The organism is uncultured Parabacteroides sp. (assembly GCF_947855115.1).
Taxonomy (GTDB): Bacteria; Bacteroidota; Bacteroidia; order Bacteroidales; family Tannerellaceae; genus Parabacteroides.
Window position 1 is genome coordinate 121,044 of the sequence record NZ_CANTZW010000002.1, and the last position, 26,224, is coordinate 147,267.

At 45.9% G+C, this 26,224-nt stretch carries 24 protein-coding genes, 2 tRNA genes and 2 pseudogenes; 16 read left to right on the plus strand and 12 right to left on the minus strand.

The features are described 5' to 3' along the window. Window positions 1-5 precede the first annotated feature (5 nt). The 3 genes from Q0110_RS02170 to Q0110_RS02180 are packed head-to-tail and all read right to left on the minus strand — an operon-like array spanning window position 6 to window position 2,511. Window positions 6-911 carry a CDP-alcohol phosphatidyltransferase family protein gene (locus Q0110_RS02170; protein ID WP_297901705.1) on the minus strand — a complete coding sequence of 302 codons (906 nt, stop codon included), beginning with the start codon at window positions 909-911 and terminating at the stop codon, window positions 6-8. 21 nt (window positions 912-932) lie between these two features. Then, entirely contained in the window at window positions 933-1,796 is an 864-nt protein-coding gene (locus Q0110_RS02175) for a hypothetical protein (RefSeq protein WP_297901707.1), read from the minus strand. 16 nt (window positions 1,797-1,812) lie between these two features. Beyond that, the gene (locus Q0110_RS02180) at window positions 1,813-2,511 is read right to left on the minus strand and encodes an NDP-sugar synthase (protein ID WP_297901710.1); all 699 of its coding nucleotides are present in this window, start codon (window positions 2,509-2,511) and stop codon (window positions 1,813-1,815) included. A gap of 347 nt (window positions 2,512-2,858) precedes the next feature. Here Q0110_RS02180 and Q0110_RS02185 point away from each other — a divergent pair, with 347 nt between their 5' ends. Both Q0110_RS02185 and Q0110_RS02190 read left to right on the plus strand, forming a co-directional pair. Continuing rightward, window positions 2,859-3,104, plus strand: coding sequence for an RNA-binding protein (locus Q0110_RS02185; RefSeq protein WP_297901713.1), 246 nt, complete (start codon window positions 2,859-2,861; stop codon window positions 3,102-3,104). Between the two features lie 123 nt (window positions 3,105-3,227). After that, on the plus strand, window positions 3,228-4,466 hold the full coding sequence (locus Q0110_RS02190) for a hypothetical protein (RefSeq protein ID WP_297901716.1): 1,239 nt from the start codon (window positions 3,228-3,230) through the stop codon (window positions 4,464-4,466). An 86-nt stretch (window positions 4,467-4,552) separates the two neighbouring features. On the opposite strand, the gene xyl3A is transcribed toward Q0110_RS02190, so the two are convergent. Further along, window positions 4,553-7,159, minus strand: a complete 2,607-nt coding sequence (xyl3A, locus tag Q0110_RS02195; protein WP_297901728.1) for a xylan 1,4-beta-xylosidase — start codon at window positions 7,157-7,159, stop codon at window positions 4,553-4,555. A 205-nt stretch (window positions 7,160-7,364) separates the two neighbouring features. Here xyl3A and Q0110_RS02200 point away from each other — a divergent pair, with 205 nt between their 5' ends. After that, window positions 7,365-8,198 carry a DUF5032 domain-containing protein gene (locus tag Q0110_RS02200; protein ID WP_366139633.1) on the plus strand — a complete coding sequence of 278 codons (834 nt, stop codon included), beginning with the start codon at window positions 7,365-7,367 and terminating at the stop codon, window positions 8,196-8,198. 111 nt (window positions 8,199-8,309) lie between these two features. Beyond that, window positions 8,310-9,065: a NigD-like protein gene (locus Q0110_RS02205; protein WP_297901732.1), complete on the plus strand. Its 756-nt coding sequence runs from the start codon at window positions 8,310-8,312 to the stop codon at window positions 9,063-9,065. A gap of 100 nt (window positions 9,066-9,165) precedes the next feature. Here the strand turns inward: Q0110_RS02205 and Q0110_RS02210 are convergent. From Q0110_RS02210 to Q0110_RS02220, 3 genes are all read right to left on the minus strand, one after another. Then, window positions 9,166-9,248: transfer RNA gene (locus tag Q0110_RS02210), tRNA-Tyr, on the minus strand. Between the two features lie 22 nt (window positions 9,249-9,270). Beyond that, window positions 9,271-9,344, minus strand: a tRNA-Thr gene (locus tag Q0110_RS02215). A gap of 147 nt (window positions 9,345-9,491) precedes the next feature. Beyond that, window positions 9,492-10,139, minus strand: coding sequence for a superoxide dismutase (locus tag Q0110_RS02220; RefSeq protein WP_297901734.1), 648 nt, complete (start codon window positions 10,137-10,139; stop codon window positions 9,492-9,494). A gap of 196 nt (window positions 10,140-10,335) precedes the next feature. Here Q0110_RS02220 and Q0110_RS02225 point away from each other — a divergent pair, with 196 nt between their 5' ends. The 6 genes from Q0110_RS02225 to Q0110_RS02250 all read left to right on the plus strand — a co-directional run bounded on the left by Q0110_RS02225 (window position 10,336) and on the right by Q0110_RS02250 (window position 16,030). Beyond that, the gene (locus tag Q0110_RS02225) at window positions 10,336-10,875 is read left to right on the plus strand and encodes a pyruvoyl-dependent arginine decarboxylase (protein ID WP_005856730.1); all 540 of its coding nucleotides are present in this window, start codon (window positions 10,336-10,338) and stop codon (window positions 10,873-10,875) included. Between the two features lie 106 nt (window positions 10,876-10,981). Beyond that, window positions 10,982-11,467 carry a PaaI family thioesterase gene (locus Q0110_RS02230; protein ID WP_297901751.1) on the plus strand — a complete coding sequence of 162 codons (486 nt, stop codon included), beginning with the start codon at window positions 10,982-10,984 and terminating at the stop codon, window positions 11,465-11,467. 21 nt (window positions 11,468-11,488) lie between these two features. Beyond that, on the plus strand, window positions 11,489-12,325 hold the full coding sequence (nfo, locus tag Q0110_RS02235; protein WP_297901754.1) for a deoxyribonuclease IV: 837 nt from the start codon (window positions 11,489-11,491) through the stop codon (window positions 12,323-12,325). An 89-nt stretch (window positions 12,326-12,414) separates the two neighbouring features. Beyond that, window positions 12,415-13,824: a sodium:proton antiporter NhaD gene (nhaD, locus tag Q0110_RS02240; RefSeq protein WP_297901757.1), complete on the plus strand. Its 1,410-nt coding sequence runs from the start codon at window positions 12,415-12,417 to the stop codon at window positions 13,822-13,824. Between the two features lie 12 nt (window positions 13,825-13,836). Then, the gene (locus Q0110_RS02245; RefSeq protein ID WP_297901760.1) at window positions 13,837-15,477 is read left to right on the plus strand and encodes a C69 family dipeptidase; all 1,641 of its coding nucleotides are present in this window, start codon (window positions 13,837-13,839) and stop codon (window positions 15,475-15,477) included. A 43-nt stretch (window positions 15,478-15,520) separates the two neighbouring features. Next, window positions 15,521-16,030 (plus strand): outer membrane beta-barrel protein, encoded by a 510-nt coding sequence (locus Q0110_RS02250; RefSeq protein WP_297901763.1) that lies wholly within the window; start codon window positions 15,521-15,523, stop codon window positions 16,028-16,030. 417 nt (window positions 16,031-16,447) lie between these two features. On the opposite strand, the gene Q0110_RS02255 is transcribed toward Q0110_RS02250, so the two are convergent. Both Q0110_RS02255 and Q0110_RS02260 read right to left on the minus strand, forming a co-directional pair. Beyond that, window positions 16,448-17,092 (minus strand): HAD family phosphatase, encoded by a 645-nt coding sequence (locus Q0110_RS02255; protein ID WP_297901766.1) that lies wholly within the window; start codon window positions 17,090-17,092, stop codon window positions 16,448-16,450. Between the two features lie 39 nt (window positions 17,093-17,131). Beyond that, window positions 17,132-18,685: a glycoside hydrolase family 43 protein gene (locus tag Q0110_RS02260; protein WP_297901769.1), complete on the minus strand. Its 1,554-nt coding sequence runs from the start codon at window positions 18,683-18,685 to the stop codon at window positions 17,132-17,134. 144 nt (window positions 18,686-18,829) lie between these two features. Here Q0110_RS02260 and Q0110_RS02265 point away from each other — a divergent pair, with 144 nt between their 5' ends. The 6 genes from Q0110_RS02265 (at window position 18,830) to Q0110_RS02290 (ending at window position 23,327) form a co-directional block, all read left to right on the plus strand. Next, entirely contained in the window at window positions 18,830-19,639 is an 810-nt protein-coding gene (locus tag Q0110_RS02265; protein WP_297901774.1) for a DUF1080 domain-containing protein, read from the plus strand. Window positions 19,640-19,745: 106 nt separating this feature from the next. Next, window positions 19,746-21,047: a phenylacetate--CoA ligase gene (locus Q0110_RS02270; RefSeq protein ID WP_297901777.1), complete on the plus strand. Its 1,302-nt coding sequence runs from the start codon at window positions 19,746-19,748 to the stop codon at window positions 21,045-21,047. A gap of 20 nt (window positions 21,048-21,067) precedes the next feature. Then, window positions 21,068-21,493 (plus strand): amino acid-binding protein, encoded by a 426-nt coding sequence (locus Q0110_RS02275; protein ID WP_165156872.1) that lies wholly within the window; start codon window positions 21,068-21,070, stop codon window positions 21,491-21,493. Between the two features lie 66 nt (window positions 21,494-21,559). Further along, complete coding sequence (gene bamD / locus Q0110_RS02280) at window positions 21,560-22,369, plus strand: outer membrane protein assembly factor BamD (RefSeq protein WP_297901781.1); 810 nt, start codon at window positions 21,560-21,562, stop codon at window positions 22,367-22,369. A gap of 24 nt (window positions 22,370-22,393) precedes the next feature. After that, window positions 22,394-22,726: a DNA-directed RNA polymerase subunit omega gene (locus Q0110_RS02285; RefSeq protein WP_297901784.1), complete on the plus strand. Its 333-nt coding sequence runs from the start codon at window positions 22,394-22,396 to the stop codon at window positions 22,724-22,726. Between the two features lie 139 nt (window positions 22,727-22,865). Further along, window positions 22,866-23,327 carry a DUF4293 domain-containing protein gene (locus tag Q0110_RS02290; protein WP_297901787.1) on the plus strand — a complete coding sequence of 154 codons (462 nt, stop codon included), beginning with the start codon at window positions 22,866-22,868 and terminating at the stop codon, window positions 23,325-23,327. Between the two features lie 98 nt (window positions 23,328-23,425). Here Q0110_RS02290 and Q0110_RS02295 read toward each other — a convergent pair. From Q0110_RS02295 to Q0110_RS02300, 3 genes and pseudogenes are all read right to left on the minus strand, one after another. Further along, a pseudogene (locus Q0110_RS02295) lies at window positions 23,426-25,022 on the minus strand (ABC transporter ATP-binding protein); the annotation flags it as partial. A gap of 269 nt (window positions 25,023-25,291) precedes the next feature. Then, window positions 25,292-25,497, minus strand: a pseudogene (locus Q0110_RS18265) (DNA-binding protein); the annotation flags it as partial. Then, window positions 25,494-25,793 (minus strand): DUF3408 domain-containing protein, encoded by a 300-nt coding sequence (locus tag Q0110_RS02300; protein ID WP_297901789.1) that lies wholly within the window; start codon window positions 25,791-25,793, stop codon window positions 25,494-25,496. The gene Q0110_RS02300 and the pseudogene Q0110_RS18265, both read right to left, overlap by 4 nt. Window positions 25,794-26,224: the final 431 nt, after the last annotated feature.

Genomic DNA, 26,224 nt, shown 5'->3' on the forward strand with positions numbered 1-26,224 from the left:
AATTGTTATAATTGTTTGCTGAATTCTTCACAGATGCGCTCGTGCCTCTTGATCATATAGAGAAGCATCGAGTTTAAGACTGTCAGCTCGAACACGAAATACAACCACGGTATATTGATGAAAAGGCTGACAAACAAGGCTATCACCCGGGTATTGAATGATAGCATATTCGTATATTTCATCAATGGCAGGCTCTTTGCGCGAAAAGCTTTGCGAAACCATTCCGGTGCTTGTCCGTTATATTTCTCGCGGATGATGTTCATCATATGCTGGAATTTGGGGCTCCACGCCTCTTGGCTTACCGTATAATTAATGTAGAAGGTCTCGAATAATTTGTAAATGAAATCGTGTCTCCAACTCATCTTCTTGTAATTTTCCTTCAGTTGAGGAGAGTGGGAGAGCTCGCTACCCGACTTTCCTTTCAAGAACAATAAGTGGATATTGCGGTAATAATCCGCCATGGCCGCTTGCTTACTATGGAAGAACCCTGTGATAGCTGCCAGCAACCAGATCCAGATACCCCATTCCGGCGTAAGCCGTAAGCAGATTGCCGCATAGATAGCGATAAACCAGAAATCCCCGGCGGCACCGTCTAAGATACGTCCCAAGGCGCTTTTCTGTCCGGTCATACGTGCTAATTGCCCATCAGCGCTATCGTACGAGTTTGCCCAAATCAGCAGTAGCATACCAATCACGTTGATAGTGAGGCTCTGGAAGTAAAAACAAATCCCCGCCGCTATACCGATAAAGATACTGGCAATCGTGATACTATTGGGCGATACCCCCAACTTATTAAAGAATAAAGCCCATTGATAGCCAATGGGACGATAGAAGTGAATATCGATAAATTCCTCGGTATCTAGAGATTTCAAGGTAGACTCCCAACTGGGAGCAGACTTAGTCTTACTCATAATTAATATTGTTAAAACAATTTAGATATGTTCCCGCATAAGATCCCAGATGTGGCGTGCGATATGCGGCGCCGCTTCTTCCCGGCAAGGGGCGAAGCTCGGCCAATCATTAAAATCGATGATTCGCATGACACCATCTTCGGAGACAATACAGTCTCCTCCATAAATATGCACGTTCAATACCTCGGCGGCCTTATGGCAGAGCAGACGAAGCTGCGCTTCGTCGAAGGGGATCCCCTTCGCTGTTCCATTGATAATCTCTAAACCAAATTTACTATGGTGTATGTCTGAAGGGTAGAACCAGTAAAAGAAGTCCGTTCCTGCGACACCGTAAAACTTCACCAAGTCTCCTACCAGATGTTCATTGATTACCGCCGAAGGGATACCACGGATCGCATATTCCTTCAATATGCTTTTCGCCTCTTCCGGGTTTCTTACGTAGGTGACATCCTCACGGTGAATCGCGTGGAAATCTCCTCGTTTGATCCAGCAATTATAAAAACCGGCTTTTTCAAGAGCTTCTGTCGGGTCCTCGTCCGTCCGTAAGATCAAGCTTTCAGGATGAGAGATATGGTTGGACAATAAGAGGCGGGTCATTTTCTCGCGGGTACAATTCTCGATCCCGTAGCCGGAGTTCATCACGAAATAGTTTTTATCCTCTAGTTCTTGTAGCTTGTGGATGGACTTCCAATCCCTGACCATATTGAAAATACCCTTTTCTTTCGGGTCTTGTAGAAGCAAGTCTGATTCGATATATTCATTTACGTCGCATCCTAATTTTCGCAAATGCTCGGCGGTCAAGGCGAAAATCGCGGCGTCGTTTCCTATATGATTGGGGGAGAATTGATTTCCTCTACGGATACCAGCTAAAGTTAATTTACTCATTGTTAGACAGTATTCTTTATGACTTTAAAAATGATTCGGCTTTTGAAATGTCTTCGGCGTGATCTACGTCGATGATCTTGCTGAAAGGGTAGGCTTTCAGCCTCAAACCCTCGGTGATAAGTTGCCGTTGATAATTACGCATTCTCGACATTCCCTGCGAGATGGCTTTGTTTAATACACCTAGGGCCGGACGTCTCAGGCAATAGATACCTCCCGATATGTAACGGCAATCGCCGTCTGCCTTGTCTAGGAAATTCCGGATATAAAGTTCGTTGTCTGTTTCCACATATAAGGGTTTCTCGTCATCAATGAAATCGGTGACGGCCATTAATCCGTCTAGTTTATCCTCTTGGGTGAATCGCTGGATGTAGCCGCTGAACTCTTCTTCCTTAAAGATCGTGTCTACAGTAGTTAAACAAATCTTGTCACCGTCCAGATAATGGCTCAGCTCATAAAAGCTGTGCATAGAGCTAGGGGTAGATTTTACTAACAGGTAAAAGGGTACAGGTAGTTGTAAGGCCTTCAGGTAATCCTGCACCTCGGTCATCTCTTCGTTTACGATGATGCTGATAGAGGTAGCGTTATTCTTCAAAAAAACGTCTATTAACCGGTCTATCAGAGCGACACCGTTGAGCCTGACCAGTGGCTTAGGCCATTTAACACCTTCTTGTGCCAAGCGGGAGCCTTCGCCGGCAGCAATGATCGCATAATCCATAACTTTTATTTATTCTTGAAATAATTTCGCGAAGTTACGAGATTTCTGATATATTTTTAGTCTGTATAGTTGATATAATTGGTCAAAATTTCTATAAATTGAGACTGTTTAGCCGAAACAACAACGAGTTTATGGAGAGCTGGAGGTTTTTTTTGAAAATAATTATCATTTTATAGTTGTTAATCCAAATAGAATGCTTTTCTTTGCGGCATGAACAAAAGATAGTTTGTATAGCTCTTTTATCTTTTAGCATTTATTCATCAGCAATGATAATACTTTCTTTTAGAGATTGACTTCGCCAACCATCCTTGTTTTATTATTAATTTTTATTTTTATATCATTTTCGTATGAATATTTACATTGGAAACCTGAATTATCGGGTAAAAGAATCAGACTTACAACAGATTCTGGAAGAGTATGGTGTTGTAGACTCAGTTAAAATCATTGTTGACCGTGACACAAAGCGTTCTAAAGGTTTCGCTTTCGCTGAGATGCCTAACGCTACCGAGGCTCAAAAAGCTATCGAGGAGTTGAACCAGGCAGAGTATGAAGGCCGTCAAATGGTTGTTAAAGAAGCTATCCCTAGACGTTAAGTTTTAGAAGAAGGAAATTTTTAAAATAAGACGGAAAAGCGGGGAAACGGGGTGAAAACTTCCGTTTCTCCGCTTTCTTTTTTCTGTGTATTTTGTTTATGTTCGCGAGAAATTTTAAAAGAGATGAGAAATATAAGTGTCAGGAGTCTCATAGTGGGGCTTTGCTTGATGGGGCTGGGGAATTCGTTGTCCTCGCTGAGGGCGCAGATCGTAGATCATGTTTATAAGACGGATTATCATATCGATCCGGAAAAAGCCCGGGAGTTGTCTGTGGAGTTGGATAATATTAGCTTTTTCAAAGACAACGAGTATACCGGTAAATTTACTAAAGGATATTCGTTGCCGGGACTTTGGGTACAAGGTAAAGCGGTTTATTATCCCTTGAAAAATATCAAGTTGGAGGCTGGTGTCCATATGCTGATCTATCACGGGGCGAACAAGTATCCTAGCATGGCTTATCAGGATATCGCCTACTGGAAAGGAGACCAATACCAAGCAGGGGTTCATATCCTACCTTATTTCCGGGCGCAGATGGCCCTCTCGGATCACGTGAATATCATATTAGGGAATATTTATGGAGCTTCCAATCATAATTTGATAGAGCCTATCTATAATCCGGAATTGAATTTGACCTGCGATCCAGAGGTTGGCTTACAGTTATTGTACGACTCGAAGGCTTTCGACCTGGATGTGTGGGTAAACTGGCAGAGTTTTATTTTTCGGGAAGATGTGCATCAAGAGGCTTTCACGGTCGGGATCTCTTCCCGGGTAAAGTATAATGACCCGGCCTCTAGTTTTCATTTTTATACTCCGGTACAAGGGCTGGTGCAGCATAGAGGAGGTGAGATCGACACGATTTTCAATAATTCCGTGCAGACCTTGATGAATGGGGCGATCGGTGTCGGAGGTATATGGAATACCGGACATCGTATTTTTAAGAACGTGAACGTTGAGTTGGACGCTACCGGCTATTACCAGCAGGCGGGAGAGATTTGGCCTTTTGACAGCGGATACGGCTTGTACGCCCGTGCCTCCGCTGATATATATGATTTCCGGGTGAAAACATCCTATTGGACTTGTAAGGATTTCATCTCTATGTTTGGTAGCCCGTTTTTCGGAGCGGCCTCGATGATTGACGAAGGGATTACGTTCGACCGTCCGCGGATGATCTATCTCGGAGTGGAATATTCTCGGCAACTGGCGAAAGGTTTCTCGATAGGGGTGGACGTGGACGTTTTCCATCATCTTTCTGGGAATATGAATGATGCGGAAGGAGTAAAACAACCGATGGGAAGTGCCACGAGTTTTACGGCAGGGGTTTACATGCGTATCAACCCGTCTTTCCTGATTAAAAAGTTCTGATTCTGAAAACAATATTGTTTTGAACACGAAAGAATATATTTTAGGGTATAAAGCAATATCCTTTCGCACTCAAAACAATATCCTTTTTATTCAATCACTAAATCAATCTTCTTTAGTGCTTTATCGTCCGAGGAACCTCCATATAAGATTTGGTATTTACCCGGGCGAACCTCCATGGTTTGTGTATTGTCATTGAAAGATTGGAAAGCGTTCGGTTCCAATTGGATGCTAACCGCTTGCTCGCTACCGGCCTTCACGTTTACACGTTTGAATGCTTTCATCGCTTTTAGCGGTCCGGCAGGATCGTTGGGGTTCTTGATATAGATCTGAGCGACCTCGTCACCATCCATCTTGCCCGTATTAGCGATATCGAAGGAGAGGGTAACCGATTCGTTGGAAGCGATCTTATCTTTTGACAACTTAGCGTTCTTATAATCGAATGTCGTATAGCTCAAGCCATAACCGAACGGATAAAGCGGGGTCTGTGTCATGTAACGATAGGTACGTCCCTTCATGCTGTAATCTTGGAAATCCGGAAGTTGGTCTATAGATTTATAGAACGTGATCGGTAAGCGTCCGGCAGGGTTATAGTCTCCGAATAACACATCAGCTACGGCTGTTCCACCTTCTTGCCCTCCATACCAAGCGTTCAAGATTGCTTCTACATGATCATTCTCCCAGTTCAAAGCCAATGCGCTACCCGTACATACTACGTATACCACCGGTTTTCCGGTTGCGACCAAAGCCTTGACCATCTCTTTCTGTACGGTCGGGACCTCGATATTTGTACGGTCTCCTTTTCGGAAGCCTTCGGCATCTACCGGCATTTCCTCACCTTCTAGGCGTGGAGAGATACCACCTACGAATACGATGACATCAGCGTCTTTTACCTTGCTAGCCGTACCTTGGAAATCCACGGGGGTACGTACGCCTACCGTGAAATTCAGGTCGGCGCTGCCTGTACGTTGCATATATTCGATCTTAACAGGATATTTCTCGCCTTTCTTAGCGTTCAACGTATAGATTTTTTCTGCTCCATACTCATTTTCCCATACTTCGGCAACTTTCGCTGTATCGATATACAAACGGAAAGCGTCATTTCCGGATAGCTTGAACTCGACCGGTCCGTCTATCGGAGACTCGAATTCGCCCGTAAAACGAGCCGTGAAATTCGTTAGGTTTACGTTCGGGGCAAATTGGGTATTACCTCCGGTTGTATAATGAAGTTCTTTTGCTACACCTTTGTAGACAGGAGTACCCTCAAACTCGGTATTATTGAAGAACTCAGAGGCAAAGCCTTGTCCTGTGGCAGAGGATATGTGGCTACCCAGGTCTGTTATTACGAAATCGGCGGTGTGGTTGCATCCTAACTCGTAAACGACTTCTGCGTTCGGTACTTTATTACGGATACCTTCCACGATCGTGACGGTCTTGCTCGGGAAACCATTATAGTTCGCCCATAGCATGGTGGAATCTGCGGCGTTCGGCCCGACTACGGCGATCTTTTTTATGTTCTTGTCCAAAGGAAGTATGTTATTCTTATTCTTCAGCAAGACGATACTTTTACGTGCCATATCCAGAGCCTTGGCGATATGTTCCGGGCTTTCGACCACGCTATAAGGTATTTTAGCGTAAGGTACTCTCTCGTCCGGATCGAACATACCTAATTCAAAGCGGCCTCTCAATAGTCGGCGTAAGGATACGTCTAGGTCTTTCTCGGAAATCTTTCCATCGGCTAAGGCCTTGTTAAGCGCACGGTAGCTACCGCCACATTCCAGGTCGGTTCCGTTCAATACGGCATCGGCAGACGCGCTTGCGGCGTCCGGATGTGTTTCGTGGCGAGGCGTGCGTTTATCTTTTTGCCAAAAATCATCGATAGCTCCGCAGTCGGACAGGATGATGTTGTCGTATCCCCAGCTGTTACGCAGGATATCGATCAATAATTTATCGCTACTACAGCAAGGCTTACCCTCGAAACGGTTATAGGCGCACATCACCTCTTGTATGTCACCCTTCTTAACCAACGCTTCGAAAGCCGGAAGATATGTCTCGTACAAATCGCGAGGAGTAACTTCCACGTCGAATTCATGGCGGTTCCATTCCGGGCCGCTGTGTACGGCATAATGCTTGGCGCAAGCATGTGTCTTGTAGTATTTGGGATCGTCGCCTTGCAATCCGCGAGTTACGGCTATACCCATTTTCTCGGTCAAGTAAGGATCCTCGCCATAAGTTTCCATGCCCCGTCCCCAACGAGGATCGCGGAAGATATTGATATTCGGGGTCCAGAAAGTAAGGCCTTTGTAACGGTCGTATTCCTTATCTTTCTGGTATTGGTGGTATTTGGCCCGGGCTTCGTCGCTGACCATCGTAAAGGTCTCGTGCACCGCGTTATCATCGAAGGTAGCCGCCATAGCGATCGCTTGCGGGAATACGGTCGCACGTCCGGCACGAGCCACTCCATGAAGAGCCTCGTTCCACCAGTCGTAAGTAGGGATTCCCAAACGTTCGATGGCGGGGGTAACATTCATCATTTGGCCGATTTTCTCTTCCGGTGTCAGCCGTGATAATAAATCATCGATACGTTCCTCCAAGGGGAGATCCGGATTCCGAAAAGGGAAATCTTGTTGTTTTTCGTTACAAGAAGCGGTGAGTAGGAGGGTGACCACCGCTACGGTCAGTTGTTTCATTTTCATGTTATTAAATTTTAGATATTGTTTGTCTTACATTATTACTTATTGTAAACTATTTTAAGATAGATTGTTATCCTTGATACTATTGATGCAAAACTACAATTTTAGAAGCATTTTTTCAAACAGGAATACTTAAAATAGGTTACTTTTATGGTTATTCGTTTAAAAGCCCTATTTTTGCCGTACCAGATTAAAACACGAAAGAATGATGAAAAAGTATCTATTTTTATTATTGATAGGAGCCGCGGGTTTGACGGCTTGCGGAGACGATGACGATCCCGTTGTTCCGGAATTGAATAAACTAACGAAAGTTTCTTGTTATAAAGACGGATCTTCGAGCCCTCTTTTTTCCGCTGATATTTATTATACGAGCGAAGGCAAGATCTCAAGTATAAACATGGGAACAGACAAGTTATTGTTTATCTATTCGGATGGTAAATTTTCGGTCACGGGCGTTAATTCGGGTGAGGTGATAGAGGAATATACATTAAGCGGTAATGTAATTACAAGTAAGAAAATCTCTCAAGAGAATCCATACGCCAGCAATGAGGTTTACGTGAGCGATGAATATTCCTATCGTTATTCAGGTTCGAATTGGGCGTTAACTTCCTGGGATGCCCGTTGGCCGAAAGAGTTTGGGGCGGGATATGAGGAAAGAAGTTATCCGGAATACGAGAAATATACATGGGAGAACGGTAATGTGGTTCTATACGCCCAATCGCAGGATAACCGGGAGATGAGATATGAATATAGCGTGACAGAGGCTCCTGATAATTTTCCCCTGCGGGTGATCGGTTCTTTCTCGCCAACTGGTTTTGAGTCTGTGACTCCTTTGAACCTGCTATATGGCGCCCAGAACCGGAATCTGCCGATTCGTGCCTATACCTATGAGATTCCTAACCAAAGTGAGGTGAAGGCTGAGTATAAATATACCTATACAACCGTGGGAGATTACATTACGGGGATGACAATCGATGAGGATAATGAAGGAGTAGAGAGTTCTTATCGGTATGCTTTCGAGTATAACTTTGCGACGAAATAGGGACTCGTAACCTGTTTTGTTTAATTAACATATACGGATGCAGCATTTCCACCTTAGAACGCATTTCTAATTTTAAAGAATTAAAATGTTGTTAGTTTAATTGGAAGTATTATGAACGGATTCTTTAATTTCAAGAAATTAGTTGTAGGTGTGGTAGCGGCTGCTTGCTTGACAGGATTCCAATCTTGTTTGGACGATGACGATGAATATCCTTACAGTAAAGTTTTGCCGAATGCGTTGGTGACGGTTAAGCCGGTGGATGATGGTTCATATTTTCTTCAGCTGGATGATAGTACGACCCTGTTGCCTGTCAATATGTCCTCTTCTCCTTTCGGGCAGAAAGAGGTGAGGGCATTGGTGAATTTCGAGGAAACGGATGAACCTAGCGGGATTTACAGCAAGGCCGTGAATATTAACTGGATTGACAGCATCCTCACGAAACCGATCGCTCCGGACTTGGGGACGGCAGGTAACGATTCGATCTATGGCTCCGATCCCGTGGAGATTGTGAACGACTGGGTAACCATAGCCGAGGACGGGTATCTGACACTTCGTTTCAGAACTATTTGGGGAGACCGGAATAAAGCTCATTTCGTAAATTTATTGGCTAGCAAGAATACGGAGAATCTTTATGAGGTAGAGTTTCGTCATAACGCTTTCGGTGATGTATATGGCGTATATGCGGATGGGCTGGTCGCTTTTAAGTTGGATAGCCTTCCGGATACAAATGGTGAGACTGTTAAGTTGAAATTAAAATGGAAGTCGTTCGATGGCGATAAATCTGCGGAATTCAACTATTGCTCCCGCAAGTCTACTCCGGCGCAGGCATCCATAGCAGCCGAGAGAAGCACCTTAAGGTTGAAATAATTCGGTTTGTTTAAAAGCCCTTCCTTAATCACAAAGGAAGGGCTTTTTTTATGGAAAAAAGACAAAAAAAAGAGCTCCGTGATAGAGCCCTTTCTTATTGTGGGCAGTGATGGATTCGAACCACCGAAGGCGAAAGCCAGCTGAGTTACAGTCAGCCCCATTTGGCCACTCTGGTAACTGCCCTTATTAATTTTCAATTCTCTTGAGCCTCTTGTCGGATTCGAACCAACGACCCCGAGATTACAAATCACGTGCTCTGGCCAACTGAGCTAAAGAGGCTTGTATTATTCGTTTGCGGGTGCAAAGGTAGTAATAATATTTTATGATGCAATAGTTGATGATGTTTTTTTCAGAAAAATACAAAAAAACCGTCCGGGAAAAACTCCCGGGCGGTTCTTCTCTACACGTAACTTACATCAATTTAGATCAATACCTCTTACTAACGGTTTCCCAATCGATAATTTTCCACAATGCGTTCAAATGATCCGCACGGCGGTTCTGGTAATCCAGATAGTAAGAATGTTCCCATACATCGAATCCCAAGATCGGGGTTAGCCCCTTAACGACAGGGTTACTACCGTTGGGTTCTTTGGTAATTGAAAGTTTGCCGTCTTTATCCTTGGCCAACCATACCCATCCGGAGCCGAACAAGCCGGTACCGGCGGCCACGAATTCTTTTTGGAAATTCTCGAACGATCCCCACGTAGACTTGATAGCCTCGGCTAGCTTGCCCATAGGCTCGCCACCTCCATTCGGGGAGAATTGGGTGAAATATAGATTGTGATTCAATACTTGGCCGGCATTGTTGAAAATGGCTCCATCAGACTCGCGAACGATCCGCTCCAGCGGGGCATTCTCGAATTTCGTGCCTTCGATCAATTTATTAAGGGTATTTACGTAATTCAATAAATGTTTCCCATGATGGAAATCGATCGTTTGTTTACTGATTACTGGCTCTAGACCGTCGTTTGCGTACGGCAACTGGATTAACTCGAATTTCATGACTTCTCTTTTTTTATCTGTTATTTGACTATTCGTGATCATTAATAATATACTTAAACATAATGTGAGCATTGTTCGCTAGTTTTTTATGTTGATCTATTATATAAACAGAGCCGGGAGGATGAAAGTTTTGGGGCCGGTGATAAATTTTTGGTGAAAATATGTTTGCGGATAAAGTTTTATGAGGGGAACTATGCGTTAGATATCGCGAAAGTTCCTATTTTTGTGCGCTCTTAAGCTTTTATTAATTAGTAAAACATATTTGTAGATGGTAAAGAAAGTTGGGAATTTAATTCCAAACACCTTTTTTATTACAAAAGGAAGTGGCGAATCAGACTTGGAGAAACACGCTGGTTCTTACCACATGGCTCTTTATGACGCCGGTATCTCTGATTTCAATATCATGACGTATTCGTCAGTGATACCCGCTACGGCACATCTGGCAACCATGGATGAATTAGATCTTCCTCCATTTGGTTCGGAGATGAAAACGATCATGGCTGTATCCCATGGATATCAGGATGAGTTCGTATCTGCTGGTGTGGTTTACGCATGGATGTACAAGGATGAGAATTTCGACGAGAAGGTAGGCGGTCTTGTTTGCGAGGTTAGCGGGCGTTACCGTATAGAGGAGCTTGAGTCTCGTCTGATCCGCGTTATCAACGATCTTCACCAGAAGACGTATGGGAAATATTATCTTGGAGAGCTTAACTTTATCACCGAGGGGATCACGATCGAGAAGCGTTATGGAACGGCGTTGGCCGCTCTTTGCTTCGTGGATTTCCTTCAGCCGGAGATCGAGGAATAAGTCGTGTGGAGTGTTTTTGTGATATTTATAGAGCCGGTTCTTTTCAAGAGCCGGCTTTTTCGTTAACTTTGAACAACCAAAAACATATAAATAGTGTTTTCGTGATATGAAAAAGATAATTAACCCATGGGAAGGGCTGGACGGTTATATGTGTTTCGGCTGCGCTCCGAATAATCCGCTAGGGTTACATATGGAGTTTTTTGAGGATGGAGACGATATCGTGGCATTCTGGAAGCCGCGAGGTACTTACCAAGGCTGGTTGCGTACGTTGCACGGCGGTATACAGACCACGCTGATGGACGAGCTGGCCGGATGGGTGGTCTTGCGGAAGTTGCAAACCTCTGGAGTGACCTCCCACCTCGACGCCAAGTTTATGAAAAGTATCTCCACCGACGATCCCCAATTGACGATACGAGGACGGATGACAGACCGGAAACGGAACGCCATCTTCATAGAGACCGAGATCTATAACTCGGCGAATGAATTGTGTACCCGTGCCGAGATGGTCTATTTCATCACCCCTCAAGAGCGTGCGATGGAGGAATTTGGTTTCCGTGGGTGCAAGACGGAGGATGAACATTCGTGTAAATAAAAAAAGAAAGGTTAGGTTATTATGAAGTATGTTGGAGCTCACGTGAGCGCGGTCGGCGGGGTTGAGAACGCCCCCGTTAATGCCCATGAGATCGGGGCGAAAGCTTTTGCCCTTTTTACCCGGAACCAGAGGCAGTGGAAGTCGCAGCCGTTGAAGGCGGGCAGTATCCGTTTGTTTAAGGAACGGTGCGAGGAGTATGGCTACGATCCGGGATGTATCTTGCCGCACGATAGCTATTTGATCAATCTGGGGAACCCGGATGCCGAGGGGTTGCAAAAATCCCGTGACGCTTTTCTGGACGAGATGACGCGTTGCGAGCAACTAGGATTGAAAATGCTGAATTTCCATCCCGGAAGCCATTTGGGGAAAATGGAGATGGATGCCTGTTTGTCTCGTATCGCCGAGTCGATCAATATAGCGTTGGCACGGACGAGCGGCGTATGCGCCGTGATAGAGAATACGGCCGGGCAAGGCTCGAACCTGGGATATACCTTCGAGCAGATCGCCTATATTATAAACGAGGTAGAGGATAAGAGCCGGGTAGGAGTATGCCTTGATACGGCGCATACGTTTGCCGCGGGCTACGATATAAAGACACCGGAGGGATTCGCCGAGACATTCCGTCATTTCGACGAGGTGATCGGCTTTTCTTATTTAAGGGGCATGCACTTGAACGATTCCAAGAAAGACTTGGGGTCGCATGTAGACCGGCACGAGAGTATCGGCAAAGGCTTGATAGGGTGTGATACCTTCCGGATGATCATGAGGGACCCCCGTTTTGATAATATGCCTTTAATCTTAGAGACGCCGGACGAGGCGCTTTGGCCGGAGGAGATACAACTTTTGTATAGCCTGTAAAGAAGAGGCGGGACGCGGGTAGTTGAGTAGGGTAGTCCCGATAATTAGTGTACCTTTGTAAAGGAATAAATAATTCAAATCATAATTATATGTTTATTTTAATGCCTGTCATTTTTATCTTAGGAATCCTTGCTATAGCCTTGGAGGATAAGATCAAAATCAATAAAGCGGCCATCGCGTTGTTCATGGCCATCTCTATGTGGATGATATTGATGTTCGATGCTTACGATATCTTCGTCGAACGCTCCAGTACGATCTTTCAGGAGTTCTTGACCCAGAATCCGGAGATGGCCGGCTTGCCTCCTCATGAGCAGTTCGTTAATTTCATATCGAACCGTGCGATTGTCTATCATTTGGGGAACGTATCGGAGACGCTTTTTTTCGTGATGTGCTCCATGTTGATCGTGGATATCGTGGATAAGCATGGCGGTTTCAGGGCGGTGACCGGCTATATCCGTACGCCTAACAAACGTAAGCTATTGTGGTATATAAGTTTGGCGACCTTTTTCTTCTCCGCTCTATTAGATAACTTGGCGGCCGCTATCGTGATCATGGCGGTGTTGCGCAAGCTGGTACCAGACCGTACGGATCGTTTGAAATATGCTTGTATGGTAATTATAGCGGCGAACGCCGGTGGCTCTTGGTCTCCTATCGGCGACGTGACGACGATCTTACTTTGGGTAGGGAAGAACATTTCGGCGATGCACCAGATCTCTCACGTGTTTATACCCGCCTTTATCAATATGCTGGTCCCGCTGACGATCGCTCATTTCTGGCTGTTCAAGAAAGGGGCCACTTTACGGGTGTTGAGCGAGGAGGAGCAAGGCGATGAGTACATACCGGAGATACCGAACCGCTCGCGCCGGGTGATCTTCGTGATCGGCGTGCTTTCCTTGGCGTTGGTACCCGTCTTCCAGATGTTGACGGACCTGCCGCCATTCCTGGGTGTATTGTTAGGTTTGGTGATCCTGTGGTTCTATACAGACCTTATGTATAGCAGGCTGCATATGCATGAGTCTCAAAAGCTCCGTATCTCCCAGTTGTTGCCGAATATAGACTTGGCTACGATCTTCTTTTTCTTGGGTATCTTGATGGCCGTGGGAGCGCTGGAGACTTCCGGCCAGTTGGGTATCATGTCCGCTTTCTTGGATAAGCATGTACACGAGCCGTATCTGATCAGTTTCGTGATCGGTGCCTTGTCCTCTTGCGTGGACAACGTTGCCTTGGTTGCCGCTACGATGGGTATGTACCCGATCGTGGAGCAGGCGGCTGGCCTATCGCCTTACGCCCAGTTCTTCATGGCAGACGGAGGTTTCTGGACTTTCTTGGCTTATTGCGCCGTGACGGGTGGAAGCATGCTGATTATCGGCTCGGCCACGGGTGTGACGGTGATGGGATTGGAGAAGATTGATTTCATGTATTATACGAAACGGTTCTCTATATTGGCGTTGATCGGCTATTGCTGCGGCGCTGGCGTATATATGCTTTTATTTGCTTAAAACTTTATTTATATGAAGAAGAATTGGATATTATTAACCGCTTGCGCCGCCTTGTTATCGGGGGTAGAGGCGATTGCCTGCACCGGCTTGCTGGTGGGAAAGAAGGCTTCGACGGATGGTTCGGTGATGATTAGTTATGCGGCAGACTCGCATGTGTTGTATGGTGAGATGTATCGTTGGCCTGCCGCTACGTGGCCGAAGGGCGCTATGCTGGAGGTGAAGGAGTGGGATACGGGGAAACCGTTGGGTAAGATCGCCCAGGTGGAGAAGACCTATTCCGTGGTGGGTAACATGAATGAGCATCAGGTGGCCATCACCGAGAGCACGTTCGGCGGGCGCCATGAATTGGTGGATACGACAGGTATCATGGATTACGGCAGCTTGATCTATATCGCTTTGCAACGTTCCAGATCGGCCCGCGAGGCGATCAAGGTCATGACAGACTTGGTAAAGGAATATGGTTATTACAGCAGTGGCGAGACGTTTTCTATTGCCGATAAGAACGAAGCTTGGGTGATGGAGATGATCGGTAAGGGACCGGGTAACAAGGGAGCCGTATGGGTGGCGATCCGTATCCCGGACGATTGTATCTCGGCGCATGCCAACCAGTCGCGTATCCAGCGGATCCCCTTCGACGACAAGGAGAATTGTATGTATTCGCCAGACGTGGTTTCTTTCGCTCGCGAGAAGGGATATTTCAAGGGTAAAGACGAGGATTTCAGTTTCGCCAAGGCTTATTGCCCGTATGATTTCAGCGCCTTGCGAGGATGTGAGGCCCGTGTATGGTCTTTTTTCCGCAAATATGACACGACGATGGATCGGTATGCGGATTTCATCAAGGGTGATCCTTCCAAGGAGCCGATGCCTTTGTACATCAAGCCGAATCGGAAGCTTTCCGTTCGCGATGTCCAAGATGGCATGCGCGACCATTACGAGGGAACGGATCTGGATATGACGAAGGATGCCGGTGCCGGCTCGTACAAGGTTCCTTACCGTTGGCGGCCGATGACGTTCGAGGTGGATGGACAGGAATATACGAATGAGCGTGCCATCGCGACGCAACAAACGGGTTTCGTGATCGTTCCGCAAATGCGCGGCTGGTTGCCGGACGCTATCGGAGGTATCTTATGGTTTGCCGTGGACGATGCTGATATGGCGGTTTTCAACCCGGTATATTGTTCGGTAACGAATACCCCGGAGTGCTATCGGGTAGGTAATGGCGATATGCTGACTTTCTCGTGGACTTCCGCTTTCTGGATTCATAACTGGGTGGCTAATATGGCTTACCATAAATATAGTTTCATGATTCAGGATATCCGCAAGGTACAGCGGGAGCTGGAGGATGGCTATCAGGAGACTATCCCGGCTATCGATAAGGCGGCTCAGGAGTTGTATGCGAAAGACCCGGAGGAAGCGATCCGGTTCTTGACGTGGTATAGTACGACAAACGCCGATTCCGCTACCGCACGTTGGAAGCAGTTGGGTGAGTATTTGTTGGTTAAGTATATCGACGGAAACGTGAAGAAAGAGGAAAACGGACAGTTCAAGCGTAATCCGTACGGCCAGCCTGCCTCTCCCGATTTTCCCGGATATGACGAGGATTATTACCGCGGTATCGTGAAGAGTGCCGGCGATCGACTGAGAGTGAAATAAATACCAATTATAATCTAATGTTAAACTAAACGAGAGAAAACGTATGAGAAAGTTTGTAATGATGCTGATGTTAGCTGTTTTTAGCCTGGGAGTTTATGCGCAGACGTTTCAAGGGCAATCTGCCGTGGGTCTTAACATCGGTTATGGATTCGACTCAAAGAATGCTACGTTGGGAGTTGATTATCGCTATTGTATCACGGATGCGGTACGTTTGAACCCGAGCTTAACTCATTTTGTGAAGAATAATGGTTTGAGTGCTTGGGCTATTGATTTGAATGCTCATTATGTGGTGAAATTGAGTGAGATGTTTGGTTTTTATCCATTAGCCGGTTTGAGCTTGGCTTTTTGGAATTTTGATGGAGGAAAATTAGATTTGGGAGAATATGGTAAGTATGAGCTTTCCGATTCGGCGACTCGTTTTGGTGTGAACGTCGGTTTAGGCGGTGAGGTTTATGCTACCGATAATCTTTCGATAGGATTGGAAGTGAAATATAATATCATCAAAGATTTCAATCAAGCCATATTGGGTGTCCGTGCGGGATATAGCTTCTAGTGGAATCCCTTTATAGGTAACGCCAGTTTCCTCTAATAGAAACTTCAGTTTCTCCCTAATGAAACTGGCGTTTCTCCTAGAGGAAACTGAAGTTTTATTAGGGGAAAACTTTTGTTTTCTTTATAGGAAATTTTAAGAAACTGCAATAGCTTGATAATTAACTTTGTAGTTTAATGAATTTAGTTGACCGCATTCAGTCTAAAAAGTAAAAGGGATCGACCCGGTTTGTACTTGGCGATAAAACAGGTTGTTCCTTTTGTTGTTTATTGATGAAACAGGTTTACTCTACAATTATTTGTCAGTAGAAATACTCGAGTATCTTATCTCGTCTCGATAAATTATGAGAAAATACCGCATCGGTTTGCCATGCGGCTGGAGGTGCGAAGCCTTCAAAGAGCTTCTCACCCACGCCGTTCTTTACTCCTGCCACCTCAGGTAATCTTCGAATGTAGCCTTCTCTAAATTGGGGATTACCTCATATACTTTATCTCTCAAGGATTCTGCCGGATTCGTTGTACTTAACCCGATGACACGCATACCTGCGTCGTTGCCGGACTGGATACCATAGAAAGAATCCTCGAATACGATACAATTCCCGGGGGATACGTTCAGGTCTTTCGCCGCCAAGAGATAGCACATCGGGTCGGGTTTGCCCTGGGTGATACGGTCTGCGGTCACTAAGGTATCGAACAGATTGTCCAGATGCAGGAGCCCGAAAGCCCTTTTTACTTTTGCGTTGTCCGAGCTGGTCACCAAGCCTGTCTGTACGCCGTGCTCTTTCAGCATGCGGATGAACTCGATAGAGCCGGGCATGGGGGGCAAGGGCATCGTCTTCTCGTACTCGGTGGATTCTTTTATCACCATCTGGCGAAACTCCTCCGTATATCCGGAAAAATATTTCTCCATAATATATGGCAGGGTCGTACCTTTTATAACTTCGGCGAAATTATCGATGCCCAGGCCGTAGCGTTTAGCCGCATCGTTCCAGAATAAATCGTAAATAGGTTCCGTATCCACTACTACGCCGTCAAAATCGAACAAGGCGGTCTTTAACTGTTTCATAGGATATTCATTTTATGTTCTTAAGCCGCGAAATTAATCTTAATCGTAATCAAACCAATCGAAATCGGCGTAAGTTTTGGATGTTTTATCCGCCGTGACGGAATACAAGCCTAGATAAATACCGGTAAAGCCTCCGGCGGTCTCCGTGCTCAGTAAACGTGTGTTCGCCTTGCCGACCGGATGGAAGGTTTTATTATCGGTAGAATAATAGAACGTATAGAATTGCTTGTCGCCTTTTACTTGAAGATAGGCGGTGGGGCCTTCGAGCGGAATCTCTTTTTCTATATGCGAGATGTTTCCCAGCCGGTAACGGAGCACGAGGGATTGCTTGCCGGCTTTTTCCTGCCGGACGAACAGGTCGTAATGAAAGCTGCTGTTCATGAAGACGGTCAGGCCGGCCTCGTCGTTCGCCTTATCGGAATGTAAGGCAACGGAAGTCGTACCCGTGAAGTCGATATCCTCTTGCCTGTGTCCTACGAAAGTAGGGGAGTCGTTCTCGTCGAGGCTGATCGTCGAGGGATACAAACGTAGGTAGCCCTTTTTCTGGGTAAGGCTATATTTCGAGCGGTCCGGGTTACGGAGATAATTCCACTCGAACCCTAGCGTATTCCCATCGAACTCTGTCTTGCCGGGGAGCTCGGCTACCGGATGTTGCGGAAGGGTGGGGACATCCATTTGCAGGGCGATCGTCCCGTCTCCGTTTACAACGGGCCATGCGTCCTTGTCCCAACGTACGGGAGCGAGGAATGTCTCGCGGCCCAGTAAATGATGGGTGCCGTCTTGCGGACGAAACGCCAGGCAGACCATCCACCAAGAGCCATCGTGAGCTTGAATCAAATCCGCGTGGCCGGTACCTTGGATCGGGCTAGACTGAGCGTTCTCATTGATGTGAGTTAAGATCGGGTTGGCGGGGTTGGATTGGTAAACCCCGTCGATTTTACGGCTGCGGGCGATGGTTACCTTATGCCCGTACTCTGTACCCCCTTCGGAGATCAGTAAATAGTACCATCCGTCTTTCTTATAAATATGAGGGCCTTCCGGGTATCGTCCGCCCGTACCGTTCCATATCGTCTTGGGAGCGGACAGTATTTCGCCGGTCAACGGGTTTATCTCGCTCAGAACGATACCGTCCGGGTTCGAGACTAGGTAACATTTGCCGTCTTCGAAGAATAAGGAAGGGTCGATACCCCCTTGCTTGATCCATACCGGCTCAGACCATTCACCGGCGGGGTCTGTGGTGTGTACAAGGAAATTTCCCCCACCTGTCGTATTGGTGGTGATCATGTAGAAACGTCCGTCATTATACCGGATCGTGGGGGCGAAAATACCTCCGGAAGTCCAGCATTTCTCTAGTTTCACTTGGCTGTCTCTCGTCAGGCAATGTCCGATCTGTTCCCAATGGATCAGGTCTTTGCTGTGAAAGATGGGTACACCAGGGAAATACTCGAACGAACTGTTTACTAAATAGTAGTCTTCACCCACGTTGCAAACGCTAGGGTCCGGATGGAACCCGGGAATGACCGGGTTTTGATAGCCTTGCTGAGCGGCCAGTGTACCGCTGATACCTAGCAGAAATAAAAATAGCTTTTTCATGTAATAAAACTTTTGAATTGAGATCTGGCAAATGTATTACAAATAGAAAGTGAATCCAATAAAGAATATAAATATTTGCGGAAAAAGATTTATCTTTGTGGACGCACACATCTTGATTTATACATTAATAAAAATAGATAAGACATGAGAACACTAGCAACTTGTACCGTTATGGGGGCCATCATCCTTTGCGCCTGCGGTGGAAAAGGCACGCAAAACACGGAAGAAACGACAAAAGTAGAGACAACAGCCGTAGCTACGCCGGTAATTAATCAATTGACCGACCAAGAGAAGGCCGAGGGCTGGGTACTCCTTTTCGACGGAAAGACTACGAATGGCTGGCGCGGGGCGCATAAAGACGCTTTCCCTGATCACGGATGGATGGTGAGAGACGGTGAGCTGATCGTCCAGAAATCCGATGGCAGCGAATCTACGAACGGGGGAGATATCGTCACGGACGGTGAATATTCTGCCTTTGAGTTCAGCGTGGATTTTAAGATCACAGAAGGAGCCAACAGCGGTATCAAATATTTCGTGACCGAGCAGGAGAAACAAAAAGGTTCCGCTTACGGTTTGGAGTTTCAGATATTGGATGATGCCAAACATCCGGATGCCAAGCTTTACACCACTTTCCCCGGCAGTCGTACCCTTGGAAGCTTGTACGATCTGAAGAAGAGCGAGAATGTACGTTTCAACGGTGTGGGCGAGTGGAACACGGCCGTGGTGAAGGTATTCCCGAACAACCATGTGGAGCATTGGCTGAATGGCGTGAAGGTATTGGAATACGAGCGTGGCAGCAAGGATTTCCGCGATTTGGTAAAAGGAAGTAAATACGCCGATCCGTCTTATAGCTCGGGCGGCGCTTTCGGAGAGGCGCCAAAAGGACACCTCCTTCTGCAAGATCATGGAGATGAGGTAGCGTTCCGTAATATCAAGGTAAGGGAACTGAAATAGATCGCTTCGCAAGTAATTTTTCATGGCAAAAGGGCACCGATTTAAAAAAAGTTATTACTTTGCGGCGAATTTCAGACTATTAACTTTAAGATAACAGACAAATACCATGATTTGGAACGAGACTATTGAATGTATGGACCGCGAGGAGATGCGGAAATTGCAGAGCTTGCGGTTGAAGAGGGTCGTTGAACACGCTTATCATAATTCCCCGTTTTATCGCAAGAAAATGCAAGAGATGGGTATTACCCCCGATGACGTGCAGACAATAGATGACATAACGAAATTACCCTTCACGGTAAAGCAAGACCTGCGTGATAATTATCCTTTCGGCTTGATGGCCGTGCCGATGTCCGAGATCGTACGCTTGCACGCTTCCTCCGGAACGACGGGTAAACCTATCGTAGTGGGATATACCCGTAAGGACTTGGGTATCTGGGCCGAGGTAGTAGCTCGTTGCCTGACCGCCTACGGATTGACCCGGAACGACTCCGTGCAAGTGTCCTACGGCTACGGAATGTTCACCGGAGGTCTGGGCGCCCATTGCGGCGTGGAGAATATAGGAGGTACGGTAATCCCGATGAGCAGCGGCAACACCCAGAAGCAAATCCAGTTGATGCACGACTTCGGGGCGAAGGGCTTGGCTTGTACGCCTTCGTATGCCTTGTATCTGGCAGAGACCATCCATCAGTCTGGTATTCCCTTGGAAGAGTTCCAATTGCGTGTCGGGGCTTTCGGTGCCGAGCCCTGGACGGAAAATATGCGTAAGGAATTGGAGGCTAAACTAAATATCAAGGCTTACGATATCTATGGCCTGACGGAGATCTGCGGGCCGGGTGTAGGAGGCGAGTGCGAGTGCCAGAACGGTACTCACTTATGGGAAGACCATTTCTTCCCCGAGATCGTAGACCCGAAGACCTTGCGGCCCGTAGAGCCGGGACAGGTAGGGGAGCTGGTGTTCACCACGCTTACGAAAGAAGGCATGCCGATGCTTCGTTACCGTACGCGCGACCTTACCTCGCTGACCTACGAGAAGTGCGCCTGTGGCCGTACGGCGGTCCGCATGGGACGTATTTTGGGTAGAAGCGACGATATGTTGATTATTCGCGGCGTAAATGTTTTCCCGTCTCAGGTAGAATCCGTAATTTTGGAGCTGCCGGAGTTCGAGGCGCACTACCTGATCGTGGTGGATCGTGTGAACAATACCGATACTTTCCAGATACAGGTGGAAGTTCGCCAGGAATACTACTCGGACGAGATAAACAAGATGATCGCCCTGAAGAAGAAGATCGCCTCCCGTATGCAGAGCGTGATCGGCTTGCAGCCGGACATCAAGATCGTGGAGCCGCGTAGTATAGAACGTAGCATGGGCAAGGCAAAGCACGTGATCGATAAACGAAAGTTAGTATAACCTCTAAAAGATTAAGTACTATGTTAATAAAACAATTATCAATCTTTCTGGAAAACAAGAAAGGTCGTTTTACGGAAGTCGCCAAGATATTGGGAGAGGCGGGAGTTAATATGTCTGCCTTCACGGTGGCCGAGAATTCCGACTTCGGTATTCTTCGCCTGATTGTCTCCGATACGGAGAAAGCGATCTCCGTGCTGCGTGAGAAGCTGTATGCGGTAAGCGTGGCCGACGTGGTATGTTTGCATTGTCCCAACCAGCCGGGAGCTTTGGCTAAAGCGATGGATATCATCACCTCGGCGGGGATTTTTATTGAATATATGTACGCTTTTTCCCAAGGCGACGCCGCTAACGTAATCATCCGTCCGGACGATATCAATAAGTGCGCGGAGGTTTTGAAAGCGAATAAATTGGAATTGATCGCGGCCAGCGATTTGTATAAGTTGTAAATATTAACGTTTTAGGTTTCGTTTATTCGCCCAAAAGCATTAATTTTGCACGCTAAAAGTATGTGAATGAAAAAGGTTGTATTTTTACTGATGATGATGACAGTACTATTATCCTCTTGTGGAGAGTATAATAAGATACTGAAGAGCACGGATTACGAATTAAAATATTCGTACGCGAAGAAATACTTCAACGCGAAGCAATACTCGAAATCCGCTACTCTGCTGGATGAACTGGTTACAATCTTTAAAGGAACAGCTTATGCCGAGGAGTCCTTGTACTTATTGGCACAAAGCTATTACGGTCAGAAAGATTATCAAACTGCTTCGCAATATTTCGAGACTTATTATACGACTTATCCAAAGGGTGAGTTTACGGAATTGTCTCGCTTCTACTCTGGTTACGGTTTGTATCTGGACTCTCCGGATCCTCGGTTAGATCAGTCGCAGACGTATAAGGCGATCGAGCAGTTGCAGCTTTATTTGGAGTATTATCCACAGAGCGAACGAGCCGAGGAAGCGCAGAACATCATGTTCGAGCTTCAGGAAAAATTGGCTTATAAGGAGTTGATGGCTACTCGCTTGTATTTCAATCTAGGAACTTATATGGGTAACAATTTCTTGTCGTGTGTGATTACCGCGCAGAACGCCTTGAAGAATTATCCGTATTCCAAGTATCGCGAGGAATTCATGTTCCTTATCATCCGTGCGAAGTATGAGTTGGCGTTGGTATCCGTGGAAGAAAAGTTGCAGGGCCGTTACCGGGATGTGGTCGATGAGTATTACAACTACATGAACGAATATCCGGAAGGTAACTACGTGAAGGAGGTAACGAAGTTCTATGACTACGCCAGCAAACGAATTACAGATGCATATTAAGCGAATTTAATCAATAAAACAAAAATGGATTACAGAAAATCAAACGCTCCTACCAATACGGTAACCCGTGACATGATGAAGTTAAGTGAAGAAACGGGCAACGTATACGAGACTGTCGCTATCATTTCAAAACGGGCGAATCAGATTAGTGTTGAGATGAAACAAGATTTGGAGAAGAAGCTTCAGGAGTTCGCTTCTTACAATGACAATTTGGAGGAAGTCTTTGAAAACCGTGAGCAGATCGAGATCTCACGTTACTATGAGAAACTTCCGAAGTCAACGTTGATCGCGGCTCAAGAATATGAGGAAGGCAAGATTTATTATAAGAATCCTGCTAAAGAGAAGAATAACTTTTAAACAGCTAGCAGTTGAGGGCTGACAATTAAGATAGGATATAATGGACAATTCGATGTTATCGGACAATTGTCCATTTTCTTTTGTGTTTGTCCTCTTTTAACTGTTGGTTGTCCATTGTCAACTATCAACTAGAAAGATCATGCTACAAAGAATACAAACTGTTTACTTGCTGGTTATCGTGGTGCTTACGGTCGCGACCTTATTCTTGCCATTGGCCGTGTTGCAACAAGGAGATGCCCTCTTCTCGTTCGACGCTAGTGGATTGAGCACGATGATCGGTGAGCCGGAACTACTATATCCGGCATGGGGCTTGTTTGCCTTGACCGCTATTATCGCTATCATTGCCTTGGTGACGATTTTCTTATATAAGAAAAGAATCCTGCAAATCCGTCTTTGCGTATTCAACGCATTGCTGATGTTGGGATTTTATGGTTTCTTCGCCTTCTTGATCTATTCTCTGAAAGGAGACATGGAAGGAGCTAGCGTAAGCGTGAAGATCGCTCTTTCCTTCCCGTTGGTCAACCTGATCTTGGATTACTTGGCGATTCGTAATATCGGGGCTGATGAGGCACTGGTACGATCGCTCGATCGTCTGCGTTAATATCCCGGAGGTATCCTAACGTATAGGGGCCGGTTCTTGAACTACTCAAGGGCCGGCCTCTATATATTTTATAGATCGTTTCGAGAAATGAGCGTCGGTCAGTTTACGCTGATGACCTGTCTCTCCAGCATCTGCGTAAAGATACCGTTTGGTTTTCTCAACAGTTCCGGTGATCCGGACTCTGCTACAGATCCTTTATCCAAGACGATTATCTTGTCTGCGTTGACCACGGTTCGCATACGGTGTGCTATGATCAGTACCGTTTTGTTCCGTATCAATTCGGATATCCCCAATTGGATTTGAGTCTCGTTCTCGACATCGAGCGAAGCGGTCGCCTCGTCCAATAAGACAATTGGGGCGTTTTTCAATAAGGCACGGGCGATGGAGATACGTTGGCGCTCGCCTCCCGATAAGGTTTCCCCGTTTTCCCCGATAACCGTTTGGTATCCTTGCGGCATTTTTCTCACGAACTCGTCACAACGGGCGAGTTTCGCTACCCGGACCACCTCCTCATCCGAAGCATCTCGTTTGCCGATTCGGATATTATCCATGATAGAGGCATTGAATAAGACAACATCTTGAAAGACGATGGAGAAATTCTTTAGCAGAGTCTCCGGATCAATCTGCTTGATATCCAATCCTCCGAGTGTGATTTTTCCCGACTGGATATCCCAAAAGTGCGCTGCCAGTTTCGCTGCCGTGCTCTTACCGCTTCCGGAAGAACCAACCAAAGCCGTGATCTCTCCTTGTTTAGCCGTAAAAGATACGTCTTTCAGGATTTGTTTCCCGACCTCGTAGGAAAAGTCCACGTGGTTGAACTCGATGTCATAATTATTTGGATGGAACTCTGTTGTTCTTTGTTGGATCGGTAACATCTCCATCTCGTTCATCCGGTTGATGCGGATATCAAGGTAGATCAGAGCCGCCAAATTATTTAAGACCTCTTGGATCGGCGTATAGATGCGTGAGCCAATGACCATGAATATGAGGTAGGTGAACAAATCGATGCTTCCTTGAGAGAGAAGATTGGCCCCGATGATGATGGCACTGGCAAGCCCTAGCTTCAGGATACTTTGTGAGCCGTTCACCAAGATGCCAAGCACTAGTTCATTGCGTGTCAAGACCTTTTCGTACGTATTGATTTTCTCGTCTAGCTTATCCAAGTAATCGTTTTCTTGATTATAGGATTTGATCTCTTGGATCGTATCCAGTCCTTCTTGTATTTGTTCGCTTACGGCACGTTTATTCCAGTAGTTGCTTTCATTGCCTTTACGCATGCTTCTTTTCGATAGAAGGACGATCGCTAGTTCCAACGGAACCACCCAGAATAATGCCAAAGTCAGTTGCCAGTTATAGAACGCCATACCAATAGCGATCAAGGCGATACTGATAAAGGAGGCAAATAATTGAGGTAACCGCATGCGAGAAAGTATGCTCCAAGTCACTACAGTCATCCATGATCGTGGATGTCAGGTCTGAGAGGTTTTTCTCGCCAAAAAAAGCGAGAGGCAACTTGCGTAACTTCTCCGCGAGCGAGATACGACGGTTTGCGCTCTCCTCATAGACCGAGGTATACGTGCTTCGGTATTGTAAGACCGCGAATGCGTACATGACGATCATGAATGCTATCCCCAACAAGCTATAGTAAAGTATCCCATGGGTGACAGATGCCGTAGGCTCAAATACCGGACGCACCGCGAAAGCAAATAGCAAATTAGAGTAAAGCTCTGAAATTCAAGGATTTTATAGCTTTTTCTTTTTCTCCGCTTCGGCAAAAAGCAGCGGTTTCAGGCAGTTCTCACATGGCTTATCCGTGGAACCTTTTGGAAGCCGTTTTTGCTCCCACGAATTGACGCATTTGTCTTTGATTGTCAGCTTTTTGCGTAGTTGTTTTTTGAGCGTAGCAAACTAATTTTGTACCACTTAAAAATCAAAGAATTATGGGAGCAGTGAAAAGAAACACATTGAGCGTATTCCAATTTGCCACTGTCCCGATAGTTCTGCAAACTTCGGATGCTGATACCGAGCAGGGCGCACACTTCACGACCTGACACCATTTCTCCGGCTGGCGGGTATTCTCTCTGCAAACCCGTTCCACCTGACTGACGAAACCGGAGAACCGCCCACATACTTGTTTAAAAGTCTGTTCCTCAATAGTTACAATATTCATACGTCTTTCTCTTTTGGCTGGTTGAATATTCCTTTTTGCATTTCTTCCCGATAGAGAGCCGAAAGAACATCATTGTGTGTATTCAAATGTTCTTCCAGTACGTTATCAATGAAATTTCCGATGCTTACTTGTTTGCCAGTAATCACTCCTACAATCTGCATAATACGTTTCTGTATCTCTCCACTTATGTACACACTTTGACGGTTACAAACCGACCGTTTTTTAAGGAACACCGATTTATAGTTTTCCCGTTCTTTACTTGCTGTTTCCTGTAATGACTGTTTTACTTCTTCCATACATTCAGTTTTTAATGGTTTAAAAATAGCTTGATTGATTTTTGATACCGATTGAAAGGAAGCAAGCTTGTTTTATAGTAATGTTGCCATGTCTTTAAACAGCATTCAAATATGGTTTAAAGCCGTATTAAAACCCTGTTTGACTGTCTTATATATTGTTACCATTCAATCAATTTTCAGCAAAGAAAAGGGTAAAAACAGATGCTTTTAAAAATGGCATTATTTTGTCCGTTTGTGTCCCAATTTGGCGTAATAAGGCATATTTCAGGGGTAAATAGCTGTCTGTAATTTTGTAATCAATAAACAGGCATAGGAGGAAGCCAAACCGCTTGCTTTTGCAATCTGACCATAGGGAAGATTTTTGTTATCACATGATAACAGCAAGTTGTGTTTTGAGGCCCGCACTTCGTTTTTTGTGCCTCAAAACCTTG

What these genes read in the sequence shown, in the direction of transcription:
- Q0110_RS02185 (WP_297901713.1), top strand. Translation starts at nt 2,859, where the DNA reads ATGAATATTTACATTGGAAACCTGAATTATCGGGTAAAAGAATCAGAC.
- Q0110_RS02290 (WP_297901787.1), top strand. Translation starts at nt 22,866, where the DNA reads ATGCTACAAAGAATACAAACTGTTTACTTGCTGGTTATCGTGGTGCTT.
- Q0110_RS02170 (WP_297901705.1), bottom strand. Translation starts at nt 911, where the DNA reads ATGAGTAAGACTAAGTCTGCTCCCAGTTGGGAGTCTACCTTGAAATCT.
- Q0110_RS02220 (WP_297901734.1), bottom strand. Translation starts at nt 10,139, where the DNA reads ATGCTCACATTATGTTTAAGTATATTATTAATGATCACGAATAGTCAA.
- Q0110_RS02300 (WP_297901789.1), bottom strand. Translation starts at nt 25,793, where the DNA reads ATGGAAGAAGTAAAACAGTCATTACAGGAAACAGCAAGTAAAGAACGG.
- Q0110_RS02255 (WP_297901766.1), bottom strand. Translation starts at nt 17,092, where the DNA reads ATGAAACAGTTAAAGACCGCCTTGTTCGATTTTGACGGCGTAGTAGTG.
- Q0110_RS02250 (WP_297901763.1), top strand. Translation starts at nt 15,521, where the DNA reads ATGAGAAAGTTTGTAATGATGCTGATGTTAGCTGTTTTTAGCCTGGGA.
- Q0110_RS02230 (WP_297901751.1), top strand. Translation starts at nt 10,982, where the DNA reads ATGAAAAAGATAATTAACCCATGGGAAGGGCTGGACGGTTATATGTGT.
- Q0110_RS02265 (WP_297901774.1), top strand. Translation starts at nt 18,830, where the DNA reads ATGAGAACACTAGCAACTTGTACCGTTATGGGGGCCATCATCCTTTGC.
- nfo (WP_297901754.1), top strand. Translation starts at nt 11,489, where the DNA reads ATGAAGTATGTTGGAGCTCACGTGAGCGCGGTCGGCGGGGTTGAGAAC.
- Q0110_RS02270 (WP_297901777.1), top strand. Translation starts at nt 19,746, where the DNA reads ATGATTTGGAACGAGACTATTGAATGTATGGACCGCGAGGAGATGCGG.
- Q0110_RS02285 (WP_297901784.1), top strand. Translation starts at nt 22,394, where the DNA reads ATGGATTACAGAAAATCAAACGCTCCTACCAATACGGTAACCCGTGAC.
- Q0110_RS02205 (WP_297901732.1), top strand. Translation starts at nt 8,310, where the DNA reads ATGAACGGATTCTTTAATTTCAAGAAATTAGTTGTAGGTGTGGTAGCG.
- Q0110_RS02275 (WP_165156872.1), top strand. Translation starts at nt 21,068, where the DNA reads ATGTTAATAAAACAATTATCAATCTTTCTGGAAAACAAGAAAGGTCGT.
- Q0110_RS02200 (WP_366139633.1), top strand. Translation starts at nt 7,365, where the DNA reads ATGAAAAAGTATCTATTTTTATTATTGATAGGAGCCGCGGGTTTGACG.
- Q0110_RS02260 (WP_297901769.1), bottom strand. Translation starts at nt 18,685, where the DNA reads ATGAAAAAGCTATTTTTATTTCTGCTAGGTATCAGCGGTACACTGGCC.
- Q0110_RS02180 (WP_297901710.1), bottom strand. Translation starts at nt 2,511, where the DNA reads ATGGATTATGCGATCATTGCTGCCGGCGAAGGCTCCCGCTTGGCACAA.
- nhaD (WP_297901757.1), top strand. Translation starts at nt 12,415, where the DNA reads ATGTTTATTTTAATGCCTGTCATTTTTATCTTAGGAATCCTTGCTATA.
- Q0110_RS02225 (WP_005856730.1), top strand. Translation starts at nt 10,336, where the DNA reads ATGGTAAAGAAAGTTGGGAATTTAATTCCAAACACCTTTTTTATTACA.
- Q0110_RS02245 (WP_297901760.1), top strand. Translation starts at nt 13,837, where the DNA reads ATGAAGAAGAATTGGATATTATTAACCGCTTGCGCCGCCTTGTTATCG.
- bamD (WP_297901781.1), top strand. Translation starts at nt 21,560, where the DNA reads ATGAAAAAGGTTGTATTTTTACTGATGATGATGACAGTACTATTATCC.
- xyl3A (WP_297901728.1), bottom strand. Translation starts at nt 7,159, where the DNA reads ATGAAAATGAAACAACTGACCGTAGCGGTGGTCACCCTCCTACTCACC.
- Q0110_RS02175 (WP_297901707.1), bottom strand. Translation starts at nt 1,796, where the DNA reads ATGAGTAAATTAACTTTAGCTGGTATCCGTAGAGGAAATCAATTCTCC.
- Q0110_RS02190 (WP_297901716.1), top strand. Translation starts at nt 3,228, where the DNA reads ATGAGAAATATAAGTGTCAGGAGTCTCATAGTGGGGCTTTGCTTGATG.